The following is a 23,201-nucleotide window of genomic DNA, read 5'->3' on the forward strand; positions in this document are numbered from 1 at the left end:
CGCAGGGCGGGCCCGCCCTTCGCCGTCGAAGCGCGGGCGCGGACGCCTCAGCCGATGATGCGGCAGTGCGTCGTGAGCGCCCCGATCCCGTCGATGCCCACCGTGACGGTGGAGCGGTCGCGCAGGAACACCTGCGGGTCGCGGGAGTAACCGGCGCCGCCCGGGCTTCCGGTCGAGATGAGCGTTCCCGGCAGCAGGGTCGCCGACGTCGACAGGTGCGAGATCAGCGCGGCGACCGGCCGGACCATCTGCGCGGTGGAGGCATCCTGCAGCGTCCTGCCGTCGAGCACCGTCCAGATGTGGAGGCGCTGCGGGTCGGGGACCTCGTCGGCGGTGACCACGAAGGGGCCGGTGGGGGTGAACCCGTCGAACGACTTGCAGCGCGACCACTGGGCCTCGGAGTACTGGATGTCGCGCGCGGTGATGTCGTTGACGACGGTGTAGCCCCACACGTGGTCGAGGGCGTCCTCGGGGGCGACGTCCTTGGCGGGGGTGCCGATGATCACGCCCAGCTCGGCCTCGTAGTCGACGGACTCGCTGAGCGTCCGCGGCCAGATCGTGGTGCCCTGGTGGCCCGCCAGCGAGTTCGGCCAGAGCACGAAGACGGTGGGCGTCGAGTCGGTCTTGAGTCCCAGCTCGCTGGAGTGCGCCGCGTAGTTGAGCCCGATGGCCAGGATCACCGGGGGATCGAGCACGGCCGAGGCGAAGGTCATCGCTCCGAGCGCGTAGCGCGCCCCTCGGCCCGCGCCGTCGCGCACACGGGACAGCAGCTCGTCCCCGCCTCCGATGAGCTCCTCGAGGGTGCGCGGTGCACCGTCGAAGAGCTGCTCCACGAGGATCGCCTCGTCGTCCTCGATGAGGGCGAGCCTCGGTCCGCCCGACTCGGCCGGCACGACATGGGCGAAGCGCATCCTCCCAACCTACTCATACGGCGAGCGGGCGCGCGTCCCGACCGGATGCGCGTCCGATGCGCGGTCGCAGCCATAGGCTGTGCGCATGACGCACGACCCCGGCGCCTCCCGTCCGCGACCGTCCCTCACTCCGCCGGAGTTCGCCTCCGCGCTCGCGCAGCCCCGTCATGCTGCACCCGCCGCCATCACGCCTCCGGCCACGTCGCCCTCGCCCGTCCCCGTCGGTGCGCCGGCCGTGGCGCGGCGGGGGCGCTCCGCCACGATCTGGATCGTCGGCATCCTCGTCCTCGTCCTCATCGCGCTGGTGGGCTACTTCCTCAACGCGCTCGGGCCGGGGGCGTCGATCGTGGGGATGGTGCTCGCGCTGATCCCGCTCGCCGGGGTGCTCTTCGCCGTCCGCCTCGTCGACCGCTGGGAGCCCGAGCCGCGCGGCCTGCTCATCCTCGCGGTGGCCTGGGGGGCGATCGCCGCGGTCGGCATCGCGCTCGGGGCGGACCTCGTGCTGACCGTGGCCTTCGGCGACGCGGACTCCACCGCCAGAGACGTGCTGCGCACCGTCGTCCAGGCCCCGGTGGTCGAGGAGCTCGCCAAGGGCATCGGCGTCTTCCTCATCTTCGCCACCGCCCGCCGCGCGTTCGACGGACCCGTCGACGGGATCGTGTACGGCGCGCTCGTCGGCGCGGGTTTCGCGTTCACCGAGAACATCCAGTACTTCGCCGTGAGCTTCATCGAAGGCGGTCCCGCCGAGACGTCTACGACGTTCTTCCTGCGCGGGATCCTCTCGCCGTTCGCCCACGTGATGTTCACGAGCGTGACGGGCTTCGCGCTGGGCCTCGCGGCGCGCCGCGGGCTGTCGACCGGTCAGGCGATCGGCCCGTGGCTCATCGGACTGGCAGGGGCCGTCGCGCTGCACGCGTTCTGGAACGGCTCGGCGATGTTCGGCGACTTCTTCTTCCTCTACCTGACCCTGCAGGTGCCCCTGTTCATCGGGTTCATCCTGGGCATCGTGGCGCTGCGCCGCGAGGAGTCCCGGCTGACCAGACGCCGGCTGGGCGACTACGCCGCTGCGGGGTGGTTCACGCCGCAGGAGGTCGACATGCTGGCCACATCGGCCGGCCGCAAGGCGGCGCTCGCGTGGGCGCGCACCCTGCGCGGCGACCGCTCGGCGCTGATGAGGACGTTCATAGCGGATGCCACGGCCCTGGCCGCGACACGCCAGCGCGCGATCACCGGCCGCGACCCGCTGGCCGCCTCGGAGGAGCGGGATCTGCTGGCCAAGACCGCCGCGGCACGGGCGGCCATGTTCGCCCCGTAGCCCTTGACACCGCGTCGGGGCCCCCGGCAAGCTGAGATCAGGTCAACTCAGCGCTCGGTAGGCACGCAGGCATCGCCGCGGCACCGAGCGCTGAGTCTTGCCGTCCTCCGGCGTACGCCGGGAGTGAACCCGCCTGCGCCGTTCGTGACAGGCGTGCTTGGATGGAGTCATGACTGACGACCGCACCAAGCCCGAGATCGACGCACCCGCCGGCCCGGCCCCGGCAGACCTCGTCGTCCGCGACATCGTCGTGGGCGAGGGCGCCGAGGCGAAGCCCGGCGACACTGTGACCGTCCACTACGTGGGCGTCGAGTACGAATCCGGCGAGGAGTTCGACTCGTCGTGGAACCGCGGCGAGAGCATCCAGTTCCCGCTCCGCGGCCTCATCCAGGGCTGGCAGGACGGCATCCCGGGCATGAAGGAGGGCGGACGCCGCGAGCTCGTGATCCCGCCGCACCTCGCCTACGGTCCCGCCGGCGGCCACTTCCTCGGCGGCAAGACGCTGATCTTCGTCATCGACCTCATCTCGGTGGGCTGACGTCTCGACCCGATCGGAGGGAGCGGATGCTGCGGCGTCCGCTCCCTCCGTCATTTCCGCGACCGGGAACTTTCATTCACGGGAATAGAACCATCCTTCGTCGGCGTTCCACCCCGTGTGCCCGCAGCAGCGGGCGCTCCCGCGAACCACGACGAAGGACCGATATGACCGACGCCACCGCCATCGACATCCCCGGCTACAAGACGGGCACCTGGGTGCTCGACCCCGCGCACAGCGAAGTGACCTTCAGCGTGCGTCACATGATGATCTCCAAGGTGCGCGGCACCTTCGGCATGAAGAGCGCGACGCTCGTGGCTCCCGAGAACCCGCTCGAGGCGACCGTGGTGGCCAGCGTCGACGTGGCCTCCGTCGACACCAAGGACGAGGGGCGCGACAACCACCTGCGCTCGGCGGACTTCTTCGATGTCGAGAACCACCCCACGATGGAGTTCCGCTCCACCGGCGCACGCGTCGAGAACGGCGACTTCCTCGTCGACGGCGACCTGACCATCCGCGGCATCACCAAGCCGGTCACGTTCGAGTTCGACTTCGGCGGCTTCGGCGTCGACCCGTGGGGCAACTACAAGGCCGGCGCGACGGCGAAGACCGTCGTCAACCGCGAGGAGTTCGGCCTCACCTGGAACGCCGCACTGGAGACCGGCGGCGTCCTGGTCGGCAAGGACATCACCATCACCCTCGACCTGCAGGGCGCGCACCAGCCCGAGTGAGCGATTCGAGACGCGGTGGCCTCGGCGCGAGGCATCCGCTTCTCGTTCGTCCACGTCCGTCCGCGGCGGTGCGACCCGGCCCCGCGCTCAAGCGGTGCGGCGGCGGAGGCGGTCCTGGGCGAGCAGGATGCCGAGGAAGATGACGAGCGCACCGACCGGCTCGTTCCAGGTGATCGTCTCGCCGAGCACCAGGATGCCCAGCAGGACGCCGACGACCGGCGTGATGTACGTGACCGTCGAGGCGCGGGTCGGTCCCCACGCCCGCACCGTGTTCTGGCTCCAGACGTAGGCGATGCCCGTGCCGAGGCAGCCGAGCATCAGCAGGCTCGCGACGATGGACGGGTCCAGGCGCACCGGGGTGAGCACGAGGAACGGCGTCAGCAGCGCCATCACCACACCGGCCATGGCGATGTAGCCGAACGTGAAGGCGAGGGCGGACATCCCGGTGTTCGATGCGAAGCGCCGCATGTAGGCGAGGCTGAAGCCGTAGCTGGCCGTCGCTCCGAGGATCGCGAGCTCGGCGACGAGGCTGCCGTCGAAGGCGATCCCCTCCCACGGCGCGATGATGACGACCGCTCCCACGATCCCCACCCCGATGCCCAGCACCTGCAGCACGTTGAGGCGCTCGACCCGGAACACCAGCCACGCCATGATCGCCGTCATGATCGGAGTGGTCGCGTTGAAGATGCTCGCCACACCCGACGTGACGTGCTGCTGGGCCCATGAGAAGAGCAGGAACGGGATCACGCAGAACGTGAGTCCCAGCACCGTCAGGTGCCCCCACACGCGGAGACTCCGCGAAAGGTGCTCGCGGCGCAGCAGCACGAGGGCGCCGAGCGTCAGCGCCCCCAGCAGGATGCGGGTCCAGGCCACCTGGCCGGGGGAGATGCCGGTGAGCGAGACCTTCATGAACAGGAAGCTCGAGCCCCAGACGATTCCCGCGAGCACGAACTGCACGCTGACCCACCGCGCCGTGGGCGCGGGGGTGGCGCGCACCGGGGGAGCCGTCTGCGTCGTGACCATGGAGCCCACGGTACGACCGCCCGCGTCCCGCGGCGCGCGTCGCGGGATGCGACGTCCGAAATCCGCCGAAGTGCGGCCGTTCGGCTACGGGACCGGGTTCTCGGCGTCGTAGTCGCGGAAGCGGGGGCTGAGCCGCACGAGCGTGGCGACGAGGGCGAGGATGACGAGACCGCCCAGGAGCGGCGGGAACCACAGCGCGGTGAGCGTCGCGAGCACTCCCGCGTAGAGCGCCCCGAGACGCGGCCCGCCCGCGACCACGACGATGAAGATCCCCTGCAGGCGGCCGCGGATCGCGTCGGGCACCGCCGCCTGCACCATGGTGTTGCGGAAGATGGAGCTGATGTTGTCGGCCGCTCCCGCGACGGCGAGCACGACGCACGCGAGCGAGATGAGCACGAGGTTCGGGGTGTCGGCGTCGACGCCCACCGGGGCGAACCAGCCGAGGGCGGCCGCGCCGAGCACGAGCCCGAGCGCGCCGATGGCGCCGCCGTAGACGAGGATCGCCCGCTCGATGCCCAGACCCTGTCGTCGGATGCCACCGACGCGGCCCGAGAACAGGCTCGACGCGAACGCGCCCGCGGCGATCGCGGCGGTGAGCAGCCCCGTCGTGATCGGTCCTCCGCCGAGGAGGACGGCGCCGATCGCGGGGAACAGCGACAGCGGCTGTCCGAAGGTCATCGCGATGATGTCGAGGACGAACTGGAGGCGGATGTTGGACGCGCGCCTGAGGAACCGCCACCCGTCGCGGAGCGACTCGAGGCCGGGCCGGACGACCGCGCCCTCGGGGCGGAGCGCGGGCAGCGTCCAGAGGCCGAGGAACAGCGACAGCATCAGCACCACGTCGAGGGTGTACGTCCACGCGTAGCCGGTGAGGGCCACGAGCACACCGGCGAGGGCGGGACCGGCCATCACCATGATGCCCACCGTGATGCCCCCGAGAGCGGATGCCGCCGGCAGCAGCTCGCGGGGGAGCAGCCGCGGCACGATCGCCTGGCGCGTCGCCAGCACGATCGAGTTCGCCGCGGAGTTGACGATGCTCAAGCCGTACAGCCACCAGACCGTCTCCATGCCCGTCCACGCGAGGACGGCCAGCACGGCGGTCGACGCGAACGTCACGGAGGCGGCGAGCAGCGCGATGGCGCGGCGGTCGAACGCGTCGGCCAGCATGCCGCCGTAGATGCCGGCGACGATCATGGGGACGAGCCCGGCGACCGCGATCATCGAGACGGCGAAGGTCGACCCGGTGATGTCGTACATCTGGAGCATGATCGCGACGATCGTGAGCTGGCCGCCCAGACCCGCCAGCGTCGACCCGATCCACATCCGCGTGAACGCGGGACTGGCGCGGAACGGCCGCAGATCGATGAAGTGGCTGCGATGCTCTCCGGGCGCGCTCACTTCCCGACCCCCGCGTGCTGCACGGGTTCGAGCGTACCCGCGCGCGCACGTCGTCCGGTTCGCCGCGGCATCCCGCTGCTGGTAGACTCTTCAGGTTGCCGTTGGATCGGCCGCGGAGAAAGAGAGCTCGCACATCGGGTGACGGGCACCGCGCAACAAGGAGAGAGGGGATCACCTATGGCACTGGATGCAGACGTCAAGAAGGCGATCATCGAAGAGTACGCGACGCACCCCGGTGACACCGGATCCCCCGAGGTGCAGGTCGCGATGCTGACGCAGCGCATCAAGGACCTCACCGAGCACCTCAAGGAGCACAAGCACGACCACCACTCGCGTCGTGGGCTGTTCCTGCTCGTCGGTCAGCGCCGTCGTCTGCTCGGCTACCTCCAGGACATCGACATCAACCGTTACCGGTCGCTGATCGAGCGTCTCGGACTCCGCCGCTAATCGCAGCCAGCGTTCAATCGCGCAAAACATTCTTGAGAAGGCCTCCCCACGGTGTGGGGAGGCCTTCATCGTTGCCGGGAGGGGTCGGCGGCCTCGCTGCGGAGGGGGACGGATGCCTCACCCCGTCGCGGCGCGGGCGGCGACGAGATCCGCGTGGTGGATCCCCGCGACGTCGGGGTGCGCCCGCAGGCGAGACTTGAGGGCGTTCTCGCCGTAGAGGGCGTGGATCGGGTTGGCCGGATCCTGCGTGACGCCGCGAGCCTGGGCGGCGAGGTCAGCAGGCAGCTCGATGAGCGGGAGGCGCTTGTCCAGCGCGGGGTTGAAGAAGAACGGCACCGAGATGCGGTCGTCGGGGTAGCGCGGCGAGATGACCCGGTGCTTCGTCGCGATGAGGTAGCCCTGCGTCGCGTACTCGAGCAGCTCGCCGATGTTGACGACGAACGCGCCCGGCACCGGCGGCGCGTCGACCCACTGTCCGTCGCGCTCGACCTGCAGGCCGCCCTTGCCGGGCTCGACCCACAGCAGCGTCAGCACGCCGGAGTCCTTGTGCGCGCCCACGCCCTGCTGGGGCGCCGGGTCGTCCTTGCCCGGATAGCGGACGATCTTGATGAGCGTCGACGGCTCGCCGAAGTGCTCGTCGAAGTACGTCTCGGGGGCGCCGAGCGAGAGCGCCCACGCCCGCAGCAGCTTGCGGGCGACGCCCGAGAGGTGGTCGTGCCACTCCGAGACGACCTCCCGGAGCTCCGGCTGCGCCGCGGGCCACAGGTTCGGGCCGATGAGGCGCGCGAAGTCGGGGGCCGCCGGGTCGGCGACCGCGTCGCGCTCGGGACCGATGTCGATCTGCTCGCGCCAGTCGACCTCGCCCTGCGTGCGCTCGCCGCCGACGCGCGTGTACCCACGGAAGTGCGGGCTGTTCACGTTCTCGATCGCGAGCTTGTCGGCCTCGGGCAGGGCGAAGAAGTCGCGGGCCGCGCGATGCAGCCGACCCTCCAGCTCGGGCGTGACGCCGGTGCCGGTGAGGTAGAAGAAGCCCACGTCGTGGGTCGCGGCGCGCAGGTCGTCGCGGAACCGCGCGGCGGCCTCCGGACCCGCGTCGAGCCGGGACAGGTCGAGGATCGGCAGGTTGAGGTCGGTCATGAGGCGAGGCTAGGCGGATGCCGCGGCATCCGCCCGTTTTGTTGCCTCCCGTTTCTTCCGCCCGTGTTCAGTCAGGGACGGGCGAAGAAGGTGCGGAGATCCTCGACGACGAGCTCGGGCACCTCGAGCGCCGCATAGTGCCCGCCGCGCTCGAAGCGGCTCCAGTGCACGATGTTCGGGTTGTCGCGCTCGGCGAACACCCTGATCGTCTGGAAGTCGTCCTTGAAGACCGCGACGCCGGTGCGGGCGCCGCTCACGCGGGGCTCCGACTCGAGAAGGGCGTTGTCGCGATAGGCGCGGCTCATGCCGGCCGAGGCGTTGGCGAACCATGCCACGCTGACCTCGGTGAGGATCGCGTCCAGCGGCACGAGCGCCGTCCCGTTGCCGAAGGAGTTGAACAGCTCGGAGTACGCGAGCTGACCGACCGGCGAGTCCGACAGCGCCGCGGCGATCGTCTGCGGCCGGGCGGCATTCATCGTGTTGTACGCCCCCACGGACTGGAACCACTGCATGTGCTCCAGCCCGGCGTAGTCCTGCGGCTCGAGCCTCTCGAACTCGGCCGGATCGCCGGAGGGGAAGGAGAACAGCTGCAGCACGTGCAGTCCCAGGAAGCCCTCGGGATCGAGCAGCCCGAGCTCGCGGGCCACCATCGCGCCGTTGTCGCTGCCGTGGATCCCGTAGGAGTCGTAGCCGAGCCGGCGCATGAGGGTGTCGTACGCCGCGGCGACGCGGGCGACGGTCCAGCCCGCGTCCGTCACGGGCTGGCTGAACCCGAAGCCGGGTGCGTCGGGGACGACGAGGTCGAAGGCGTCCTCCGCGCGACCGCCGTGGGCGACGGGGTCGACGAGCGGTCCGATCACGTCGAGGTAGTCGGCGAACGACCCGGGGTAGGTGTGGGCCAGCAGGAGCGGCGTCGCGCCGGGGTGGGGGGAGCGGACGTGGACGAAGTGGATGGTCTGCCCGTCGATGTCGGTGGTGTAGTGCGGCAGCTTGTTCATCCGCGCCTCGACCGCGCGCCAGTCGAAGCCGTCGCGCCAGCGGGCGACCGCCTCGGACAGGTAGTGGTTGGGGGTGCCTGCTTCCCAGTCGTCGCCGGGCGCCGGCTGCGGGAGACGGGTGCGCGCGAGCCGCTCGTTCAGGTCGTCGAGAGCTGCCTGCGGCACGTCGATGCGGAAGGGGCGGATGCCGGCGGGGGAAGTGGTTGCGGTGTTCATGTCTCCGACGTTACGGTCGAATCAGGCACGCTTCCTTCCTGTTATCCAGGCCTTTTCGAATCGAGATCCATGGCCGCGACGTCCGCCCGCATGCTCGCGCTCCTCGCGCTCCTGCAGAGCCGCCCGCGCTGGCCGGGACCCGAGCTGGCGGCCCGGCTGGACGTGTCGGAGCGCACGGTCCGCAACGACGTGGGGCGCCTCCGATCGCTCGGGTATCCGGTCGAGGCCGAGCGCGGCCGCGCCGGCTCGTACCGCTTGGCCGCGGGCGGCAAGCTGCCGCCGCTGCTGCTGGACGACGAGGAGGCCGTCGCCGTCGCCATCGGCCTCCGGGTGACGCGCGGGATCGCGGGAGTGGACGAAGCCGGGGCGAGGGCTCTGGCGAAGCTGCTTCAGGTGCTGCCCGAGCGGTTGCGTCCGACCGTCGACGCGGTCGCCGCCACGGTCGACAGCGGACCCGAGGACGTCGCGACGGATGCCCCCGATCCGGAGGTCGATCCCCACGTGCTGAGAGCGGTCGCGCAGGCCGTGCACGGGCGGGAGTGGCTGCGGTTCGACGACCGCGGGGTCCCGCGCCGCGTCGAGCCGTACCGGCTCCTCAGCTGGCAGCGTCGCTGGTACCTCGTGGCGCGCGATCCGGACAGCGCCCAGTGGGAGACGTTCCGGCTGGACTGGATCGAGCCGAGGATGCCCACCCGCCGCGTCTTCCAGCCGGTGCCCGTTCCGGGAGGGGACTTCACCGCGTTCGCGCTCCGCTCGATCGCCGCGGGCGGATGGAACGTCCACGCGCGCCTCCGCATCGCCGCGCCCGCCGAGGCCGTTGTCGCACGCATCAACCCCACCGTCGGCGTCGTCGAGGCCGTGGACGCCACCACCTCGGTCCTCGTCACCGGCGCCGACAGCCTCGAGACGATCGCGGCCTACATCGGCATGCTCGGCATGGACTTCACCGTCGACGCGCCCGCCGAGCTGGTGCCGCACCTCCGCCGCCTCGGCGAGCGGTACCTGCGCGCCGCAGGGTGACCGCGGCGCGGCTCAGCCGTTCTGGCGCGGATCCGCCCGCGGCGTCCTGGGCTGTTCGCGCGGCCGACGCGAACCCGTGGGGTCGCTCCGCCGTCCCTCCCGGCCTGCGAGCGTCCGATCGGCGAACAGCCACGCGGGCCGCGGCTCGATCAGCGGGCGGAACAGCCTGCGGACGGGTCTGGTGGCCAGGCCCAGCGCGATGACCACCGACATGACGATCACCAGCGGCAGCCACAGCCACGTCGGCTCGGCGTTGCGCAGCACCCCGCTCTCGCGGAACGGGTAGAGCACGAACGAGTGCAGCAGGTAGACGTACATCGTGTACTGGCCGAAGTGCGTCCACCAGTGGGTGTCACGGGGGACCAGGGCGAAGAAGGCTGCCGACAGCAGCACGGCGATGATCATGAGCGCGAGCCGCCCGCCGCCGGCCCACCACTGGGTGCCGCCGATCGCCGCGTAGTTCTCGTCGTAGAACAGCCACTCCCGCAGATTCATCTCGCGCCACTGGTCGACGAAGAACCACGCCGCCCACGCCGCGAGCACGAACAGGCCCAGTCCGCCCGCGAACACCCACCAGGGGCGACGGTCGAGCAGGCGCAGGCGCGCGACGACGTCGTGCTCGCGCAGCCACCATCCGAGCGTGAAGAAGGGCAGCAGTCCCAGAGTGCGCGACAGCGAGAACGTCGAGTCGATGTTGGGCAGGTAGCCCGCACCGATCGAGATCACGACCGTCCACACGAGCGGCCAGCGCAGCAGCGCGAGATAGGGGAGGACCACGCGGAAGATGCCGAGCGCGAGCAGGAACCACAGGGTCCACGACGGCTGAGTGAGGTTGGGGTTGGCCTGCCCCTCGACGAGCCACTTCGTGAGCGTCCACAGGCCTTCGAACACCACGTACGGCACGAGGATGTCGGTGATGACCCGGGCCATCTGCCGGCGGGTCGGGGCGTCGGACTTCGAGAAGTACCCCGAGATGATGGCGAACGCCGGCATGTGGAACGCGTAGACCAGCAGGTACAGGCTCAGCGCGATGTCGGAGTCGTATGTCAGGCGCTGCACCGCGTGGCCGAGCACCACGAGCACGATGCACGCGAATCGCGCGTTGTCCCAGAACGGCGTGCGCCGCTTCTGCCGGGGGATCGACCCCGTCGGCGTGGTCGCCGTGGGTGGGCTGCTGCTGCCGGTCATCGTCACCTCTCGCGCGGGCCCAACCAGACTATCCGTGAGATGACGACGCGACGGATGCCGCCACCGGCGTCGGTGGCGGCATCCGTCGTCCGTTCGCCTGATCGGCTACTTGATGGAGCCCCGGGTGACGCCGGAGATCACCCAGCGCTGGCTGAAGATGTAGACGATGAGCAGCGGCGCCATCGCCATCAGATAGGACGCGAACGCCACCGTGTAGTCGGTGTTGAACTGCCCCTGGAAGACGTACTGCGCGAGTGGCAGGGTCCTCGCCGACGGCTCCGTCAGCACGACCAGCGGCATGATGAAGTCGTTCCACGCCCACACGCACGTGAGGATGCCGACCGTGGCGTTCATCGGCATGAGCAGCGGGAAGACGACCTGCCAGAACACCCGCCACGTGCTCGCCCCGTCGACCCTCGCCGCCTCCTCGAGCTCGATCGGGATCGAGCGGATGTACGCGGTGTAGATGAAGATGTTCAGCGACAGCCCGTAGATCGTGTAGAGGATGATCATGCCGGCCTGGTTGTCCAGCCCCAGGATCGAGGTCTGCTTCACCAGCGGAAGCATGATGATCGGGAACGGGATGAACAGGGCCGCCAGCAGGTAGAAGAACACGCCCTTGAAGAACGGCCGGTGGAGGTTGCGGGCGAGGGCGTAGGCCACGATCGAGCTCGTCAGCAGCGTGAACACCACCGACCCGACGGTGATGATCGCCGTGTTCAGCAGCGCCTGCGGGAAGCTGGTGCGCACCCACGCGTCGGCGAAGTTCTCCCAGCGGATCGGGTTCGGCAGCTCGAACCCGGTGCCCGCGCTGAGCTGGTCGGGCGTCTTGAGCGCGACCACCACCGCGAGGTAGAGCGGGATCAGGACCGTGAGCGAGCAGACTGCGATGAGAGCCGTGGCCCACCAGTTGGTCTTGCGCGTGTCGTCGTCGGGCTCGGTGCGGCGTCGCCGGCGGCCGTTCGCCGTGACGGCGTCGGCCTCCTGCTCGAGCTGCGATGCCGTGTTGGTCATGGTGGTCATCAGAAATCGGCCTCTCTGCGCTGAAGGACCCGGAATTGGAAGAGCGAGACGACCGTGATGACGATGAAGAAGATCACCGCGTTGGCCGTCTGGTAGGCGAACTCCCCGCCGGAGAAGCCGCCGCGGAAGATCAGGAGCGTGACCGATTCGGTCGACGTCCCCGGTCCGCCGTTGGTGAGCGCGACGATCGGGTCGAACACCTGAAGGAAGCCCTTCAGGCTCAGCACGACGTTGATGGTGAAGAAGGCGCCGATGAGCGGGAAGGTGATCGAGCGGAACTGCCGCCAGGGTGACGCACCGTCCAGCGACGACGCCTCGTAGAGCTCTGCCGGGATCGTCTGCAGACCCGACAGGTAGATGATGATCGCGAACGCGCACGCCTGCCAGACGGCCAGCGCGACGATCGCGGTCCATGCCCACGTCTCGTTCGTCAGGATGTTGTCCCGGAAGACCGGGATGCCCGCCAGGATCTTCGGCAGCGAGTTCGAGAAGAAGAACTGGAACACGTAGCCGATCACCAGGATCGCGAGGATGTAGGGGACGAAGTAGACGCCTCGGAAGAAGTTCCGCGCCCTGATCTTGGCGTTGAGGCCGAGCGCGATCGCCAGCGAGAACGCGTTCGTGAGGATCGTCGCCACGATCGCGAACAGGAACGAAAAGCCGTACGCCTGCAGCACGCGGTCGTCTTTGAACAGGTTCAGGTAGTTCGACAGACCGACGAAGTTCCAAGCGCCGTACCCGGCGTAGTTGGTGAAGCTGAAGAAGATGCCGACGACGACCGGGAGCGTGTGGAAGGCGGCGAAGGCGATCACCGCGGGCCACACCATCCAGTAGTAGGTCGACGGTGCGCGGCGGCTGTCGCTGCGCAGGCGGGCGGCGCGCTTGCCGGAGGCGCCCGTCGAGCTCGAGCGGACCGCCTGGGTGAGGGTTGTCATGTCACTCCTCCGTCACGGGGATCGTGCGGGCGGCCACCTTGGCCCACTCGCTGTCGAGGGTCTTCAGCGCGGCCTCGGCGTCGCCGTCGAAGAGGAACTGCTGATCGGTGGGGATGAGCGGGATCGACGGCGGGATCTGGTGGTCGATGAAGCCGGTGATCCGCTGATCCTCGAAGTAGGGGCGGACGGACTGCAGGGCGGGGTCGTCGCTCAGCTCGGCGCCCTCGACCGAAGGGATCATGTTCTGCGACGCGGCGAAGCGCTCGATGACGTCGGGCTGGAACACGTACTCGATGAACCGCATCGCCGCGTCGTGCTTCGGGTTGTCCTTGCCGAGCGTGAACACCACGTCGACGCCGGAGACGAGGAGGCTCTCACCGGGCTCGTCGGTCGGGTAGGGGAAGATGCCCATCCGGATGTCGGGGTTCACCTGCGTGATCGGATTCGTCGCCCAGATGCCCTGCAGGAGCATCGCCGACTCGCCGCGGGCGAACGCCGCGTTCCCGTCGTCGTACGTCCTGCCGCGGTAGCCCTCCTGCATGTACGAGTACAGCTGGTACTGCCGGTCCATGACCTCGGCGAAGTCCTTCTGGAACGACACCTCCGAGTCCGGTCCCACGTCCTCGCCCTGTTCGCGCATCTTGTCGAAGAAGCCGTCCTGCGCGGGATACGCACCGAGGGCGTTCCACGACGGGATGGCGGTCCACGAATCGGCGAGCGTGCCGTAGAACGGCTGGATGCCCGCGGCCTCGAGGGCATCGCACACGGCGATGAACTCGTCCCACGTCTCGGGCACCTCGAGCCCCTGCTCCTCGAAGATGTCCTGGTTGTAGATGACGCCGTTGGCGTTGTTGACGTAGCCGAGCCCGTTCACCTCGTCGCCGTAGGTGCCGAGGTCGGCGAGGATCTCCTGCACCGCCGGGTTGATCGTCTCGAGCACCGGCTCATCGGAGAAGTCGTAGAACACGCCGGCCTGCGCCAGCCTGCCGAAGTTCCCGTTGGCGTTGAGCGTGATGACGTCGGGGACGCGGTCCTTCACCAGCAGGGTGCGGATCGCCGTGTCGGCGTCGGCGACCTGGTTCTGCACCACCCTGATGTCGGGGTTCTCGGCCTCGAAGTCCGCGATGATCTCGTTGAAGTCCTCGAGGGCCTCGCCCTTGAACTGGAAGAAGTTCAGCTCGGTCACCCCGTCGCCGGGCTGCTGTGCGCAGCCGCCGATCGCGGCGGCCGCTGCGGCGACGGTCAGAGCCGCGAGCGGCCGGACCCATCGTCGATGACTGGTTCTCATGGTGCGCCTCCTTGCGCGTGGATGGATGGTGGTCCGTTCAGCCCGCTGCGGTGATCTCGAGGACCATCGCCTGCTGCGGACGCTGGACGGGAGGACGGACGCCGGCCTCGGCCAGCTCCAGGCCGGTCATCACGATCTCGGCGCCCGCCCATTCGAGGGGCGACTGGCCGGCGTCCTCGCCGTCACGCATCCGCACCTGCACCCGGTAGACGCGGGCGGGGTCGAGCCCCGGCATCCGCACCCGTCCCGCCGGGTAGGCGGCGCTCGAGGCGGTCTGCACGACGGTGAAGACGGCGGAGGCGGCGTCGGCCGCCACGACGCCGCGCACGTCGATGCCGGGCTCCGTGCCGTCGACGTGCACCACGCGCCCGCTCGCGATGAGCGGGCGCAGGCGCTTGGCGAGCGCCACCCACTCCGCGATCTCTTCGCGCTTGCGCTCGTCGACCGTGGTGAGGTCCCACTCGATGCCGAAGTGGCCGAACAGGGCGACCGCGCCGCTGAGGCCGAGCGAGACCGTGCGGCCGGACGAGTGGACGACGGGGCTGGTGAGGTGCATGCCGAGCATCTCGGGAGGGACGACCAGCCCGGTGTGCTTCTGGTTCTCGAGGCGCTCGAGCGGGTCGAGGCTGTCGCTGGTCCACACGCGATCGGTGCGGTCGAGGATGCCGAGGTCCACCCGGGCGCCGCCCGAGGCGCAGCTCTCGATCTCCAGTCCCGGGTGTGCGGCCTTGAGCTCGTCCAGCAGGCGGTAGACGGCGAGGGTGTGGGCGTGCACGCGAGCTGCGCCGGCCGGTCCGCCGGCGGCGTCGACGAGGTCGCGGTTGTGGTCCCACTTGAGGTACGCGATGGGGTACTCGTCCAGGAGCGCGTGCAGGCGTGCGGCGATGTGGGCGTACGCGTCGGGGATCGACAGGTCCAGGACCTGCTGCTGCCGACCGGACGGCGGCAGCGACATCCGCCCACGGAGGATCCAGTCGGGATGCCGTCGCGCCAGCTCGCTGTCGGGGTTGACCATCTCGGGCTCGACCCAGAGGCCGAACTCCATGCCGAGCGCCCGGACGTGGTCGATGAGCGGGTGCAGGCCGTGCGGCCACACCTCGCGGTCGACGGTCCAGTCGCCGAGGCCCGCGGTGTCGTCGCGCCGGCCCTCGAACCAGCCGTCGTCGAGGACGAAGCGCTCCACGCCGACGGAGACCGCCGCATCGGCCAGCGCCGTGAGGCGCTCGAGCGAGTGATCGAAGTAGACCGCCTCCCAGGTGTTCAGCGTCACCGGGCGCGGGCGCCGCGGGTGCTGGGGGCGGGCGCGCCACTCGTCGTGGAAGCGGTGCGACAGCGCCGTGAGGCCGTCGCCCCACGAGCCGATCACCCACGGCGAGCTGTACGCGGCGCCGGGCGCGAGCACCACCTCACCGGGCAGGAGCAGCTCGCCGCCCGCGAGGAACGCGTCGCCGGTCACGGTCCGCTCGGCGAGGACGCGGTGGTTGCCGCTCCATGCGACGTGGATGCCGTGCACGCGGCCGCGCTCGAAGCCGAAGCCGGGCCGGCCCGCGGCGAGCACGATCGTGGAATCAGCGCCGGTGCGGCCGCGACGGCTCTCCCGCACGTGCGTGGCGATCCCGAGCTGCCTCCGCTGCGGCGAGCGCTCGCGCAGGTGGTGCCCGGTCGTGTCGAACACCTCGGTCGCGTCGGAGGGGACGGGGAACGTCGTCTGGAGCGACTGGAGCGTGTAGTCGGTGGCGCCGGTGTTGCGGACCGTGATCCGCTGGTGGAGCAGACCACTCGGTCCGAGCCGCAGCTCCACCCGGACCGCGAGGCCGGCTTCGGCGTCTGCCAGGGCGATGCTCGCGCGATGCTCGGCGGCCTGCACGTCGACGGTCGCGAGACGGATGCTGACGCCGCTGCCGTCGCGGTGTCCCTCGAGCCCGGGCGTCCCGAACCAGCCGTCGGCCGCGACGGGGACGAGCGAGAGAGCGGGGGTCGCGTCCAGGCCGCCCGACACGCGCTGAGCGCGGGCGGCGATCGCCGTCCCCCGCAGGGTGGCGGGCGTGGAGCCGGTCAGCGCGGCGCCCCAGTGCACGATCGACGGACCGGGCGACGCGTCCAGGTCCAGCACGACGCTCGTGCCGCCCCGGGTCAGGTGGAGGACGTGCGGAGCGGAGGTGGTCACGGTCTGCTCGGCGTCGAGCTGCGAGTCGCTGCGGTGCATGAGTTAGTTCTACCATGGAACTAATGCAGGGAGCAAGAGTCGCCTCCAGTGACAATTTCCCGGGGAGAACGGCCCATTGGTGCCACAATGGAACCATTTCGGGGTCGAGGAGGTTCATCGCCGATGCTGACGGACAGTGAACGCGCGCTCGCACGGGCCGTGCTGATCCACGGGCCGATCGCCCGCAGCGCCCTGACGAGCCGCCTCGGCCTGTCGCCGGCGAGTCTCACCCGGCTCGCCAAGCCGTTCCTCGACCGCGGATACCTCGTCGAGCTCGAGGACCTCGCCGACGGCTCGGTCGGTCGCCCGGTGCGCCCGCTGGACGTCGCGCCCGGGCTGGGGCGGTTCATCGGCGTCAAGATCACCGGCGACGCGATCCACGTCGTCGCCACCGACGTCCGCGCGGACCTGCTCGCGCAGCGCACCGAGGCCCTGCGCTCGCACGAGCCCGAGGTGGTCGCGGCGCAGATCGCCGATGCGGTGGCCGCGATCGGCGTGGACGGCGTGATCGGTGCCGGCGTGGCCCTGGGTGGCGCCGTCGACGGCGCGATCGCCCGCTACGCGCCGTTCCTCGAGTGGGAGGACGTCCCCTTCGGCGCACTTCTCCAGCGCGGGCTCGGCGTCCCCGTCGTCCTCGAGAACGATGTCATCGCGCTCAGCGAAGCCGAGAGGTGGTTCGGGCTCGGGCGCGGCATCCCGGGCTTCTTCGTCATCACCATCGGCGCCGGCGTCGGCTACGGGCTCGTCGTCGACGGTGAGGTCGTGCGATCGACCGAGGCCGGGCTGGGCTTCGGCGGCCACATCCCGCTCTCCGACAGCGGCCCGCTCTGTCCGTCGGGCCACCGCGGCTGCTCGCAGGCGATGCTGACGTCCGGCTCGATCGCCGCGCAGGTCTCCGCGGCGCTCCAGCGCACGGTGGGCTACCCGCAGGTCCTCGAGCTGGCGTCCGCGGGCGATCCTGCCGCGCTCGCGGTCGTCGATGCGGCGGCGGATGCGCTCGGGCGGTTCATCGCGCTCGCGGCCAATCTCACGTTCCAGCCCGCGGCGGTGCTCGCAGGGGAGGGGATCGCCCTCTTCGACATCGCCGAGGAGCGCGTCCGCGCGGCGATCGCGGCGGGGCGCGATCCGCGGGCGGACGCGGTGCGGCTCTATGTCGACGACTCGGGGTTCACCGCCTGGGCGCGAGGCGCCGCCGCCGTCGCGATCCAGGCGGCCGTCGATCGGCTCCGCCTGGATTAGGGAATAACCTCGACCTGCACACGTTGCACGATATACATTCATTTGCATAGATTCGTCCGCGACGGAGAACCCGCACGGCGAAAGAGCGGAGAAGCGATCGTGAGCGAGAGCACCACGTGGTCGGGAATGCAGTTCGGAATCTTCACGGTGAGCGACATCACCGAGGACCCGACGAACGGCACCACCCCCAGTGAGGCCGAGCGCATCAAGGCGACCATCGAGATCGCCAAGCACGCCGAGGAGGTGGGGCTCGACGTCTTCGCGCTGGGCGAGCACCACAACCCGCCGTTCTGGTCGTCGTCGCCGACGACGACCCTCGCGTACATCGCCGCGCAGACCGAGCGCCTGATCCTGTCCACCGCGACGACCCTCATCACCACCAACGACCCGGTGAAGATCGCCGAGGACTACGCGATGCTCCAGCACGTGTCGGACGGTCGCACCGATCTCATGATCGGCCGCGGCAACACCGGCCCGGTGTATCCGTGGTTCGGCAAGGACATCCGCCAGGGTCTGCCCCTGGCGATCGAGAACTACAACCTGCTGCACCGCCTGTGGCGCGAGGACGTCGTGGACTGGGAGGGTCAGTTCCGCACCCCGCTGCAGGGGTTCACCTCCACGCCCCGGCCGCTCGACGGCGTCGCGCCGTTCGTCTGGCACGGATCGATCCGCACGCCCGAGATCGCCGAGCAGGCGGCGTACTACGGCGACGGGTTCTTCGCGAACAACATCTTCTGGCCGAAGGAGCACTACCAGCGTCTGATCGCGCTGTACCGCCAGCGCTTCGCGCACTACGGCCACGGCACGCCCGAACAGGCGATCGTCGGGCTCGGCGGACAGGTGTTCATGTCGAAGAACTCGCAGGACGCCGTCAGCGCGTTCCGGCCGTACTTCGACAACGCGCCGGTGTACGGCCACGGCCCGTCCCTCGAGGACTTCAGCGAGATGACGCCGCTGACCGTAGGCTCGCCGCAGCAGGTCATCGACCGGTACGCCGCGATGCGCGAGACGTTCGGCGACTACCAGCGCCAGCTGTTCCTCATCGACCACGCCGGCCTCCCGGTGAAGACGGTGCTCGAGCAGCTCGACATCCTGGGCGGCGAGGTGGTGCCGGTGCTGCGCAGGGAGCTGCAGCAGAACCGGCCGGCAGAGGTCCCGGATGCCCCGACCCACGCCAACCTGGTCGCCGCCGCGTACGGCGACCAGGCGCCGCGCCAGGCGGTGCCCGGAGCCAACCGCGGCGACAACCTCGTCGGTGCGAGCCCTTACCGGGATGCGGCCTCGAAGGCCGGATCCGCCGCAGGCGCGTCGTTCGGCCTCGGCCGGAAGGGAGCCTGACATGACCACGGCACGCCGTATCGCCGTCGTCTCGGCAGGGCTGTCGAACCCGTCGTCGACCCGCATGCTGGCCGACCGGCTCGCCGCCGCGACCGTCGAGCACCTGACCGACCGCGACATCCAGGTCGAGGTCGACGTGTTCGAGCTGCGCGACTACGCGCACGACATCACCAACAACCTGCTGACCGGCTTCGCGCCGCCGGCCCTGGAGTCCGTGGTCAACGCGGTCGTCTCGGCCGACGCGGTCATCGCGGTGACGCCGATCTTCTCGACGAGCTACTCCGGGCTGTTCAAGTCGTTCATCGACGTGCTCGACCCCGACGCGCTCACCGGCAAGCCGGTGCTGATCGGCGCGAACGCCGGCACCGCGCGTCACTCGCTGGCGATCGATTACGCGATCCGGCCGCTGTTCACGTACCTCCACGCCGAGCCGGTGTCCACCGGCGTCTTCGCGGCCTCCAGCGACTGGGGTGCGTCGGCAGACAACGTCGCGCCGCTCGCGGAGCGGATCGAGCGCGGTGCGCGCGAGCTCGCCGACGCGGTCGCGCGGCGCGAGCCGGCGACCGACGCCGACCCGTTCGACCCGGCGAACTATCTCGGCGAGGGCCGTTCGTTCGGGCACCTGCTCGGCGGGCTGGCGGGGGAGTAGCCCCCCGGCCTCATCCGAGGCAGATGTCCTCGGGTGCGCGGAGGGGACGCCATTCGTCCTCTCCGCGCGCCTCCCTGCCCCTGAGCTCGTCGACGGGCGGCAGCACGTCGGCCTCCACGAGCGGTCCGAGATCCACGCCGGCCAGCTCCTCGATGTCGGCGATCGGCACCTGGAACGTCCGGAACGCCCCGAGCGCCGGCACGGCCAGCGCTCCCTGCCTCACGTCGATGAGCGCGGACTGGTCCAGGACGAATCCGGCCGCCGCGAGCTGCGGCATCCGCTGGTCGTGCGCCGACGCCCACGCGGCGACCTTGAAGAAGCGACGCGGGATCCGGATGCCTCGGTACGGCGGGTCGTCGGGCGCCAGCACGGGCGCGGTGAAGACGCTGAGGCGCTGGTCGGTGGTGTCGGCGAACTCGAGCACGTGATCCTCGAGGCCGAGCCACAGCTCCTTCGACTGGTTGAAGCCGCTCGCCTGCGGTGCGGCGTTCGGGTATGCGAACGTCGCCTCGGTCGCCCGCCTGGCCTCGGCCGGCATGCCCCACCCGGGGTCACGGCGGCGCACCAGGTGACCGCGGTCGAGGTCGTTGGCGGCGTAGACCTCGGGCCCCGCCTGCCGGGCTGCGGGCACACGGGGGTCCAGCCGCCACTGGCCGGTGCGAGGAAGGTCGTGCAGCGTCGAGCCGTCGATGTTCACCGCGGTCGCCACGGCGAGGCGGCGGACCGTGTCGAGCAGGACCGTGAAGCGCGGGTACGTCAGCTCGCGGACCTCGCCGTCGCCGAGCGGCTGCGGGAGGGGGAGCGGGATGCCGAGGAAGCCGCCGTCGTATCCGTCAGGGGTCGCGTCTGCCACATCTCCATCCTGACCTGTCGCGAGACTCACTCGGCGCCGGGTGAGCGCCGGGCACGGAGCCGGCGTGCCAGCACGGCGTCGACCGCGAGCCCGAGTCCGACGGCGACCGCGACGGACACGACCACCGCCGCGACGGGACCTCCCGGCACGAGCGTGGCGACCACCGCGCCCACGAGCGCCTGGTAGAGCGCCCAGGCGAGGGCTGCGAGGGCCGCGACGGCGAGGTAGCGCGGCGCCGGAAGCCTCGTCGCCCCGGCGGTGAGGTTGACCGCGAGCCGGGCGAACGGGATGAAGCGCGCGGTGAACAGCACCAGCGCCGCACGTCGCTCGAGCCGGAGCCGCGCCCACGCGAAGGCGGCCTGGCTGCGGGGTGCGCGCAGCCACCGCCAGCGCTGCAGCCCGATGGTCCGGCCCACGAGATAGCAGGCGCCGTCGCCGGCCAGCGCCGCCGCTGCGGCGACGAGCACGATCGCGGCGAGCGCCGGGCGGCCCTCCGACACGGCCAGCGCGCCGAGCGCCGTCACCGCCGCCTCGCCCGGGACGACCACGAGGAACGCGTCGCCCAGGACGAGGGCGAACAGCAGCGGCAGCGCCCAGGGGCTGTGCGCGATCTCGGTCAGAAGCTCCTCGACCATGGCTCCTTGATAGCCGGGCGTGATGAACGGCGACGGAACAGGGCACGTCCGGTGACCTCCCGCGGTGCATCGGGTGAACACTCCCTTGCAGGGGCCGATTCTCGCCGGCAGGACGTGCCCGCGCCGCCACGCTGGAGGGGTGAGAGTCGCACTCCTCGCCGAATCGTTCCTGCCGCACATGAACGGGGTCACGGGGTCCGTGCTCCAGATCCTGCGTCACCTCGCCGCCGAAGGCCACGACACGCTGGTCATCGCACCCCGCGCCGGCGAGATCACGACCGACCTGCACGGGGCCTGCACGGAGCTGCTGCGCTCGGTGCCGCTGCCGTCGTATCCGCAGGTGCGCGTCGTGTTCGCCCGGGCTGCCCGCCTGGCCTCGATCCTCCGCACGTTCGACCCCGACGTGGTGCACCTGGCGTCGCCCTTCGTCCTCGGCTGGCAGGGCCTCGCCGCCGCCGACGCCCTGCGCGCGCCGGCCGTCGCGGTGTACCAGACCGACGTGGTCGCCTACGCGCAGAAGTACGGCATGCCGCACGCGACCGCGCTGGTCGGCCGCCACACCGCCCGGCTTCATCGGCGCGCGACGCTCACGCTCGCCCCGTCCACGGCCTCGCTGGAGCAGCTGGCCGGTCTCGGCGTCGACCGGCTCCGGCGCTGGGGGCGCGGCGTCGACACCGAGCGGTTCGCCCCCGCCCGCCGCAGCGACGCCTGGCGGGCCGCGATCGCGCCCGGCGACACCGTCGTCGGCTACGTCGGTCGCCTCGCGCCCGAGAAGCAGGTGGAGGATCTCGCGGCGCTCGCGGGCCTCGCCGGGACCCGGCTGGTGATCGTCGGAGACGGGCCCGCGCGGCCGGCCCTCGAGCGCGCACTGCCGGGGGCCGTCTTCACCGGGCACCTCGCCGGCGATGCGCTGGCCGCGGCGATGGCGAGCTTCGACGTGTTCGTCCACCCCGGCGAGAGCGAGACCTTCGGGCAGACCATCCAGGAGGCGCTCGCCAGAGGCGTGCCCGTCGTCGCGACGGGGAGCGGCGGCCCCCTCGACCTCGTCCGCTCGAGCGTCGACGGGTGGCTGTACCGCCCCGGCGATCTGCGGGACCTGCGTGCGCGCGTGACGGACCTCGTGGGCGACGACGGCAAGCGCCGTGCCTTCGCCGCGGCCGCCCGCGCGTCGGTCAGCGACCGATCGTGGGGCGCGGTCTGCCGGCAGCTGGTCGAGCACTACGAAGAGGCGCGGATGCTGCGCCCCATCGACGACGCGCTGCTGCAGCGTGCGGCGACAAGACCGGCGGCTCCCGGTCCGACCGCCGCGCCGCCCAGGCCGTGGTCGCGCCTCGTCGCGCTGGGCGACTCGATCACGGAGGGGCTGTGCGATGCCTCCCGTATGCCGGCCGGGCAGTACCGCGGCTGGACGGACCGGCTGGCGCAGCTGCTCGCGCACGCCTCAGGCGCCGGCGCGCCCTTCCGCTATGCGAACCTCGCGGTCCGCAGTCGTCGGGTGCAGCACCTGGTCGAGGAGCAGCTGCCGCACGCCCTCGCGCTGCGTCCCGACCTCGCCGCAGTCCTCATCGGGGCCAACGACCTCGTGGGCGCGCGGGTCGACCCTGTCGCGGTGGCGGCCCGGCTCGAGGAGGCTGTCCGCGCGCTGCGGGCCGCGGGCGCCGACGTGCTGCTGGTGACGCCGTTCCTCCCGCGGCGCCGCGCCGCGCTGCTGTTCGCACGCCGCTTCGCCGTCTACGCCTCGGAGCTGCGGCGCATCGCCGCCGAGGCGGGTTCCGTGCTGCTCGACCTCGAGGCGCTTCCGGTCATCGGGGACCCCGAGCTCTGGGCGGACGACAAGGTGCACCTGCGCCCGCGGGGACACCGCTTCCTGGCGTATCGGGCGGCCGAGGCGCTGGGGGTTCCGCACGCCGAAGCGCTGGGCGAGCTCGACGCGAGCCTCCACGCCGACGACGATCCGGCGCTGCCGGGCTCGTGGCTGCGCCGTGACGCGCTGCCATGGGTGTGGCGGAGGCTGCGCGGCGCGACGGCGGGTGACGGGCTCACCGCCAAGCACACCGGGTACGTGCTCGTCGGCCCGCAGGGGAGCGTGGCGGCGTCCGAGCGCGCCGGCTGAGGC

Annotated in this window: 21 protein-coding genes; 9 read left to right on the plus strand and 12 right to left on the minus strand. The window is 71.0% G+C overall.

Annotated features, from left to right (window positions below):
• Positions 1-47: 47 nt before the first annotated feature.
• Complete coding sequence (locus ACFRAL_RS15900) at positions 48-911, minus strand: fumarylacetoacetate hydrolase family protein (RefSeq protein ID WP_378884745.1); 864 nt, start codon at positions 909-911, stop codon at positions 48-50.
• Between the two features lie 85 nt (positions 912-996).
• Between ACFRAL_RS15900 and ACFRAL_RS15905 the strand changes: the two genes are divergently transcribed.
• The 3 genes from ACFRAL_RS15905 (at position 997) to ACFRAL_RS15915 (ending at position 3,492) form a co-directional block, all read left to right on the plus strand.
• Entirely contained in the window at positions 997-2,226 is a 1,230-nt protein-coding gene (locus ACFRAL_RS15905) for a PrsW family intramembrane metalloprotease (RefSeq protein WP_378884748.1), read from the plus strand.
• A gap of 169 nt (positions 2,227-2,395) precedes the next feature.
• Complete coding sequence (locus ACFRAL_RS15910) at positions 2,396-2,764, plus strand: FKBP-type peptidyl-prolyl cis-trans isomerase (protein ID WP_336399071.1); 369 nt, start codon at positions 2,396-2,398, stop codon at positions 2,762-2,764.
• 164 nt (positions 2,765-2,928) lie between these two features.
• Positions 2,929-3,492 (plus strand): YceI family protein, encoded by a 564-nt coding sequence (locus ACFRAL_RS15915; RefSeq protein WP_378884751.1) that lies wholly within the window; start codon positions 2,929-2,931, stop codon positions 3,490-3,492.
• An 87-nt stretch (positions 3,493-3,579) separates the two neighbouring features.
• Here the strand turns inward: ACFRAL_RS15915 and ACFRAL_RS15920 are convergent, their stop codons facing one another.
• Both ACFRAL_RS15920 and ACFRAL_RS15925 read right to left on the minus strand, forming a co-directional pair.
• A complete protein-coding gene (locus ACFRAL_RS15920) occupies positions 3,580-4,515 on the minus strand; it encodes a DMT family transporter (RefSeq protein WP_378884754.1) in 936 nt (311 codons plus the stop codon).
• Positions 4,516-4,599: 84 nt separating this feature from the next.
• Positions 4,600-5,913 carry an MFS transporter gene (locus ACFRAL_RS15925; RefSeq protein WP_336399069.1) on the minus strand — a complete coding sequence of 438 codons (1,314 nt, stop codon included), beginning with the start codon at positions 5,911-5,913 and terminating at the stop codon, positions 4,600-4,602.
• A gap of 177 nt (positions 5,914-6,090) precedes the next feature.
• Between ACFRAL_RS15925 and rpsO the strand changes: the two genes are divergently transcribed.
• Positions 6,091-6,360 (plus strand): 30S ribosomal protein S15, encoded by a 270-nt coding sequence (rpsO, locus tag ACFRAL_RS15930; protein ID WP_039401864.1) that lies wholly within the window; start codon positions 6,091-6,093, stop codon positions 6,358-6,360.
• A gap of 117 nt (positions 6,361-6,477) precedes the next feature.
• Here rpsO and ACFRAL_RS15935 read toward each other — a convergent pair whose 3' ends face one another.
• A complete protein-coding gene (locus ACFRAL_RS15935; RefSeq protein ID WP_336399068.1) occupies positions 6,478-7,497 on the minus strand; it encodes a 2-oxoglutarate and iron-dependent oxygenase domain-containing protein in 1,020 nt (339 codons plus the stop codon).
• A 71-nt stretch (positions 7,498-7,568) separates the two neighbouring features.
• Positions 7,569-8,711, minus strand: coding sequence for an epoxide hydrolase family protein (locus ACFRAL_RS15940; protein ID WP_378884759.1), 1,143 nt, complete (start codon positions 8,709-8,711; stop codon positions 7,569-7,571).
• Positions 8,712-8,780: 69 nt separating this feature from the next.
• Here ACFRAL_RS15940 and ACFRAL_RS15945 point away from each other — a divergent pair, with 69 nt between their 5' ends.
• Positions 8,781-9,731 (plus strand): helix-turn-helix transcriptional regulator, encoded by a 951-nt coding sequence (locus ACFRAL_RS15945; RefSeq protein ID WP_378884762.1) that lies wholly within the window; start codon positions 8,781-8,783, stop codon positions 9,729-9,731.
• A gap of 12 nt (positions 9,732-9,743) precedes the next feature.
• On the opposite strand, the gene ACFRAL_RS15950 is transcribed toward ACFRAL_RS15945, so the two are convergent.
• The 5 genes from ACFRAL_RS15950 to ACFRAL_RS15970 all read right to left on the minus strand — a co-directional run bounded on the left by ACFRAL_RS15950 (position 9,744) and on the right by ACFRAL_RS15970 (position 16,371).
• Positions 9,744-10,919, minus strand: a complete 1,176-nt coding sequence (locus ACFRAL_RS15950) for an acyltransferase family protein (RefSeq protein WP_378884765.1) — start codon at positions 10,917-10,919, stop codon at positions 9,744-9,746.
• A gap of 105 nt (positions 10,920-11,024) precedes the next feature.
• Positions 11,025-11,942 carry a carbohydrate ABC transporter permease gene (locus ACFRAL_RS15955; protein WP_378884768.1) on the minus strand — a complete coding sequence of 306 codons (918 nt, stop codon included), beginning with the start codon at positions 11,940-11,942 and terminating at the stop codon, positions 11,025-11,027.
• Positions 11,942-12,877 carry a carbohydrate ABC transporter permease gene (locus ACFRAL_RS15960; protein ID WP_378884771.1) on the minus strand — a complete coding sequence of 312 codons (936 nt, stop codon included), beginning with the start codon at positions 12,875-12,877 and terminating at the stop codon, positions 11,942-11,944. The genes ACFRAL_RS15955 and ACFRAL_RS15960 overlap by 1 nt, the downstream gene beginning before the upstream one ends.
• Before the next feature lies 1 nt (position 12,878).
• A complete protein-coding gene (locus ACFRAL_RS15965) occupies positions 12,879-14,165 on the minus strand; it encodes an extracellular solute-binding protein (protein WP_336399062.1) in 1,287 nt (428 codons plus the stop codon).
• Positions 14,166-14,202: 37 nt separating this feature from the next.
• Entirely contained in the window at positions 14,203-16,371 is a 2,169-nt protein-coding gene (locus ACFRAL_RS15970; protein WP_378884774.1) for an alpha-galactosidase, read from the minus strand.
• Positions 16,372-16,494: 123 nt separating this feature from the next.
• Here ACFRAL_RS15970 and ACFRAL_RS15975 point away from each other — a divergent pair, with 123 nt between their 5' ends.
• From ACFRAL_RS15975 to ACFRAL_RS15985, 3 genes are all read left to right on the plus strand, one after another.
• Positions 16,495-17,610: an ROK family protein gene (locus ACFRAL_RS15975; RefSeq protein ID WP_378884777.1), complete on the plus strand. Its 1,116-nt coding sequence runs from the start codon at positions 16,495-16,497 to the stop codon at positions 17,608-17,610.
• 126 nt (positions 17,611-17,736) lie between these two features.
• On the plus strand, positions 17,737-18,948 hold the full coding sequence (locus tag ACFRAL_RS15980; RefSeq protein WP_336399102.1) for an LLM class flavin-dependent oxidoreductase: 1,212 nt from the start codon (positions 17,737-17,739) through the stop codon (positions 18,946-18,948).
• 1 nt (position 18,949) lies between these two features.
• The gene (locus ACFRAL_RS15985) at positions 18,950-19,597 is read left to right on the plus strand and encodes an FMN reductase (protein WP_336399059.1); all 648 of its coding nucleotides are present in this window, start codon (positions 18,950-18,952) and stop codon (positions 19,595-19,597) included.
• Positions 19,598-19,607: 10 nt separating this feature from the next.
• On the opposite strand, the gene ACFRAL_RS15990 is transcribed toward ACFRAL_RS15985, so the two are convergent.
• Positions 19,608-20,450, minus strand: coding sequence for a DNA/RNA non-specific endonuclease (locus tag ACFRAL_RS15990; RefSeq protein WP_378884781.1), 843 nt, complete (start codon positions 20,448-20,450; stop codon positions 19,608-19,610).
• A gap of 26 nt (positions 20,451-20,476) precedes the next feature.
• Positions 20,477-21,085: a VTT domain-containing protein gene (locus tag ACFRAL_RS15995; protein ID WP_336399057.1), complete on the minus strand. Its 609-nt coding sequence runs from the start codon at positions 21,083-21,085 to the stop codon at positions 20,477-20,479.
• Between the two features lie 139 nt (positions 21,086-21,224).
• Here ACFRAL_RS15995 and ACFRAL_RS16000 point away from each other — a divergent pair, with 139 nt between their 5' ends.
• Entirely contained in the window at positions 21,225-23,198 is a 1,974-nt protein-coding gene (locus ACFRAL_RS16000; RefSeq protein WP_378884785.1) for a GDSL-type esterase/lipase family protein, read from the plus strand.
• Positions 23,199-23,201 lie beyond the last annotated feature (3 nt).

It is taken from the genome of Microbacterium sp. NPDC056736 (genome assembly GCF_042790415.1).
Lineage (GTDB): Bacteria > Actinomycetota > Actinomycetes > Actinomycetales > Microbacteriaceae > Microbacterium.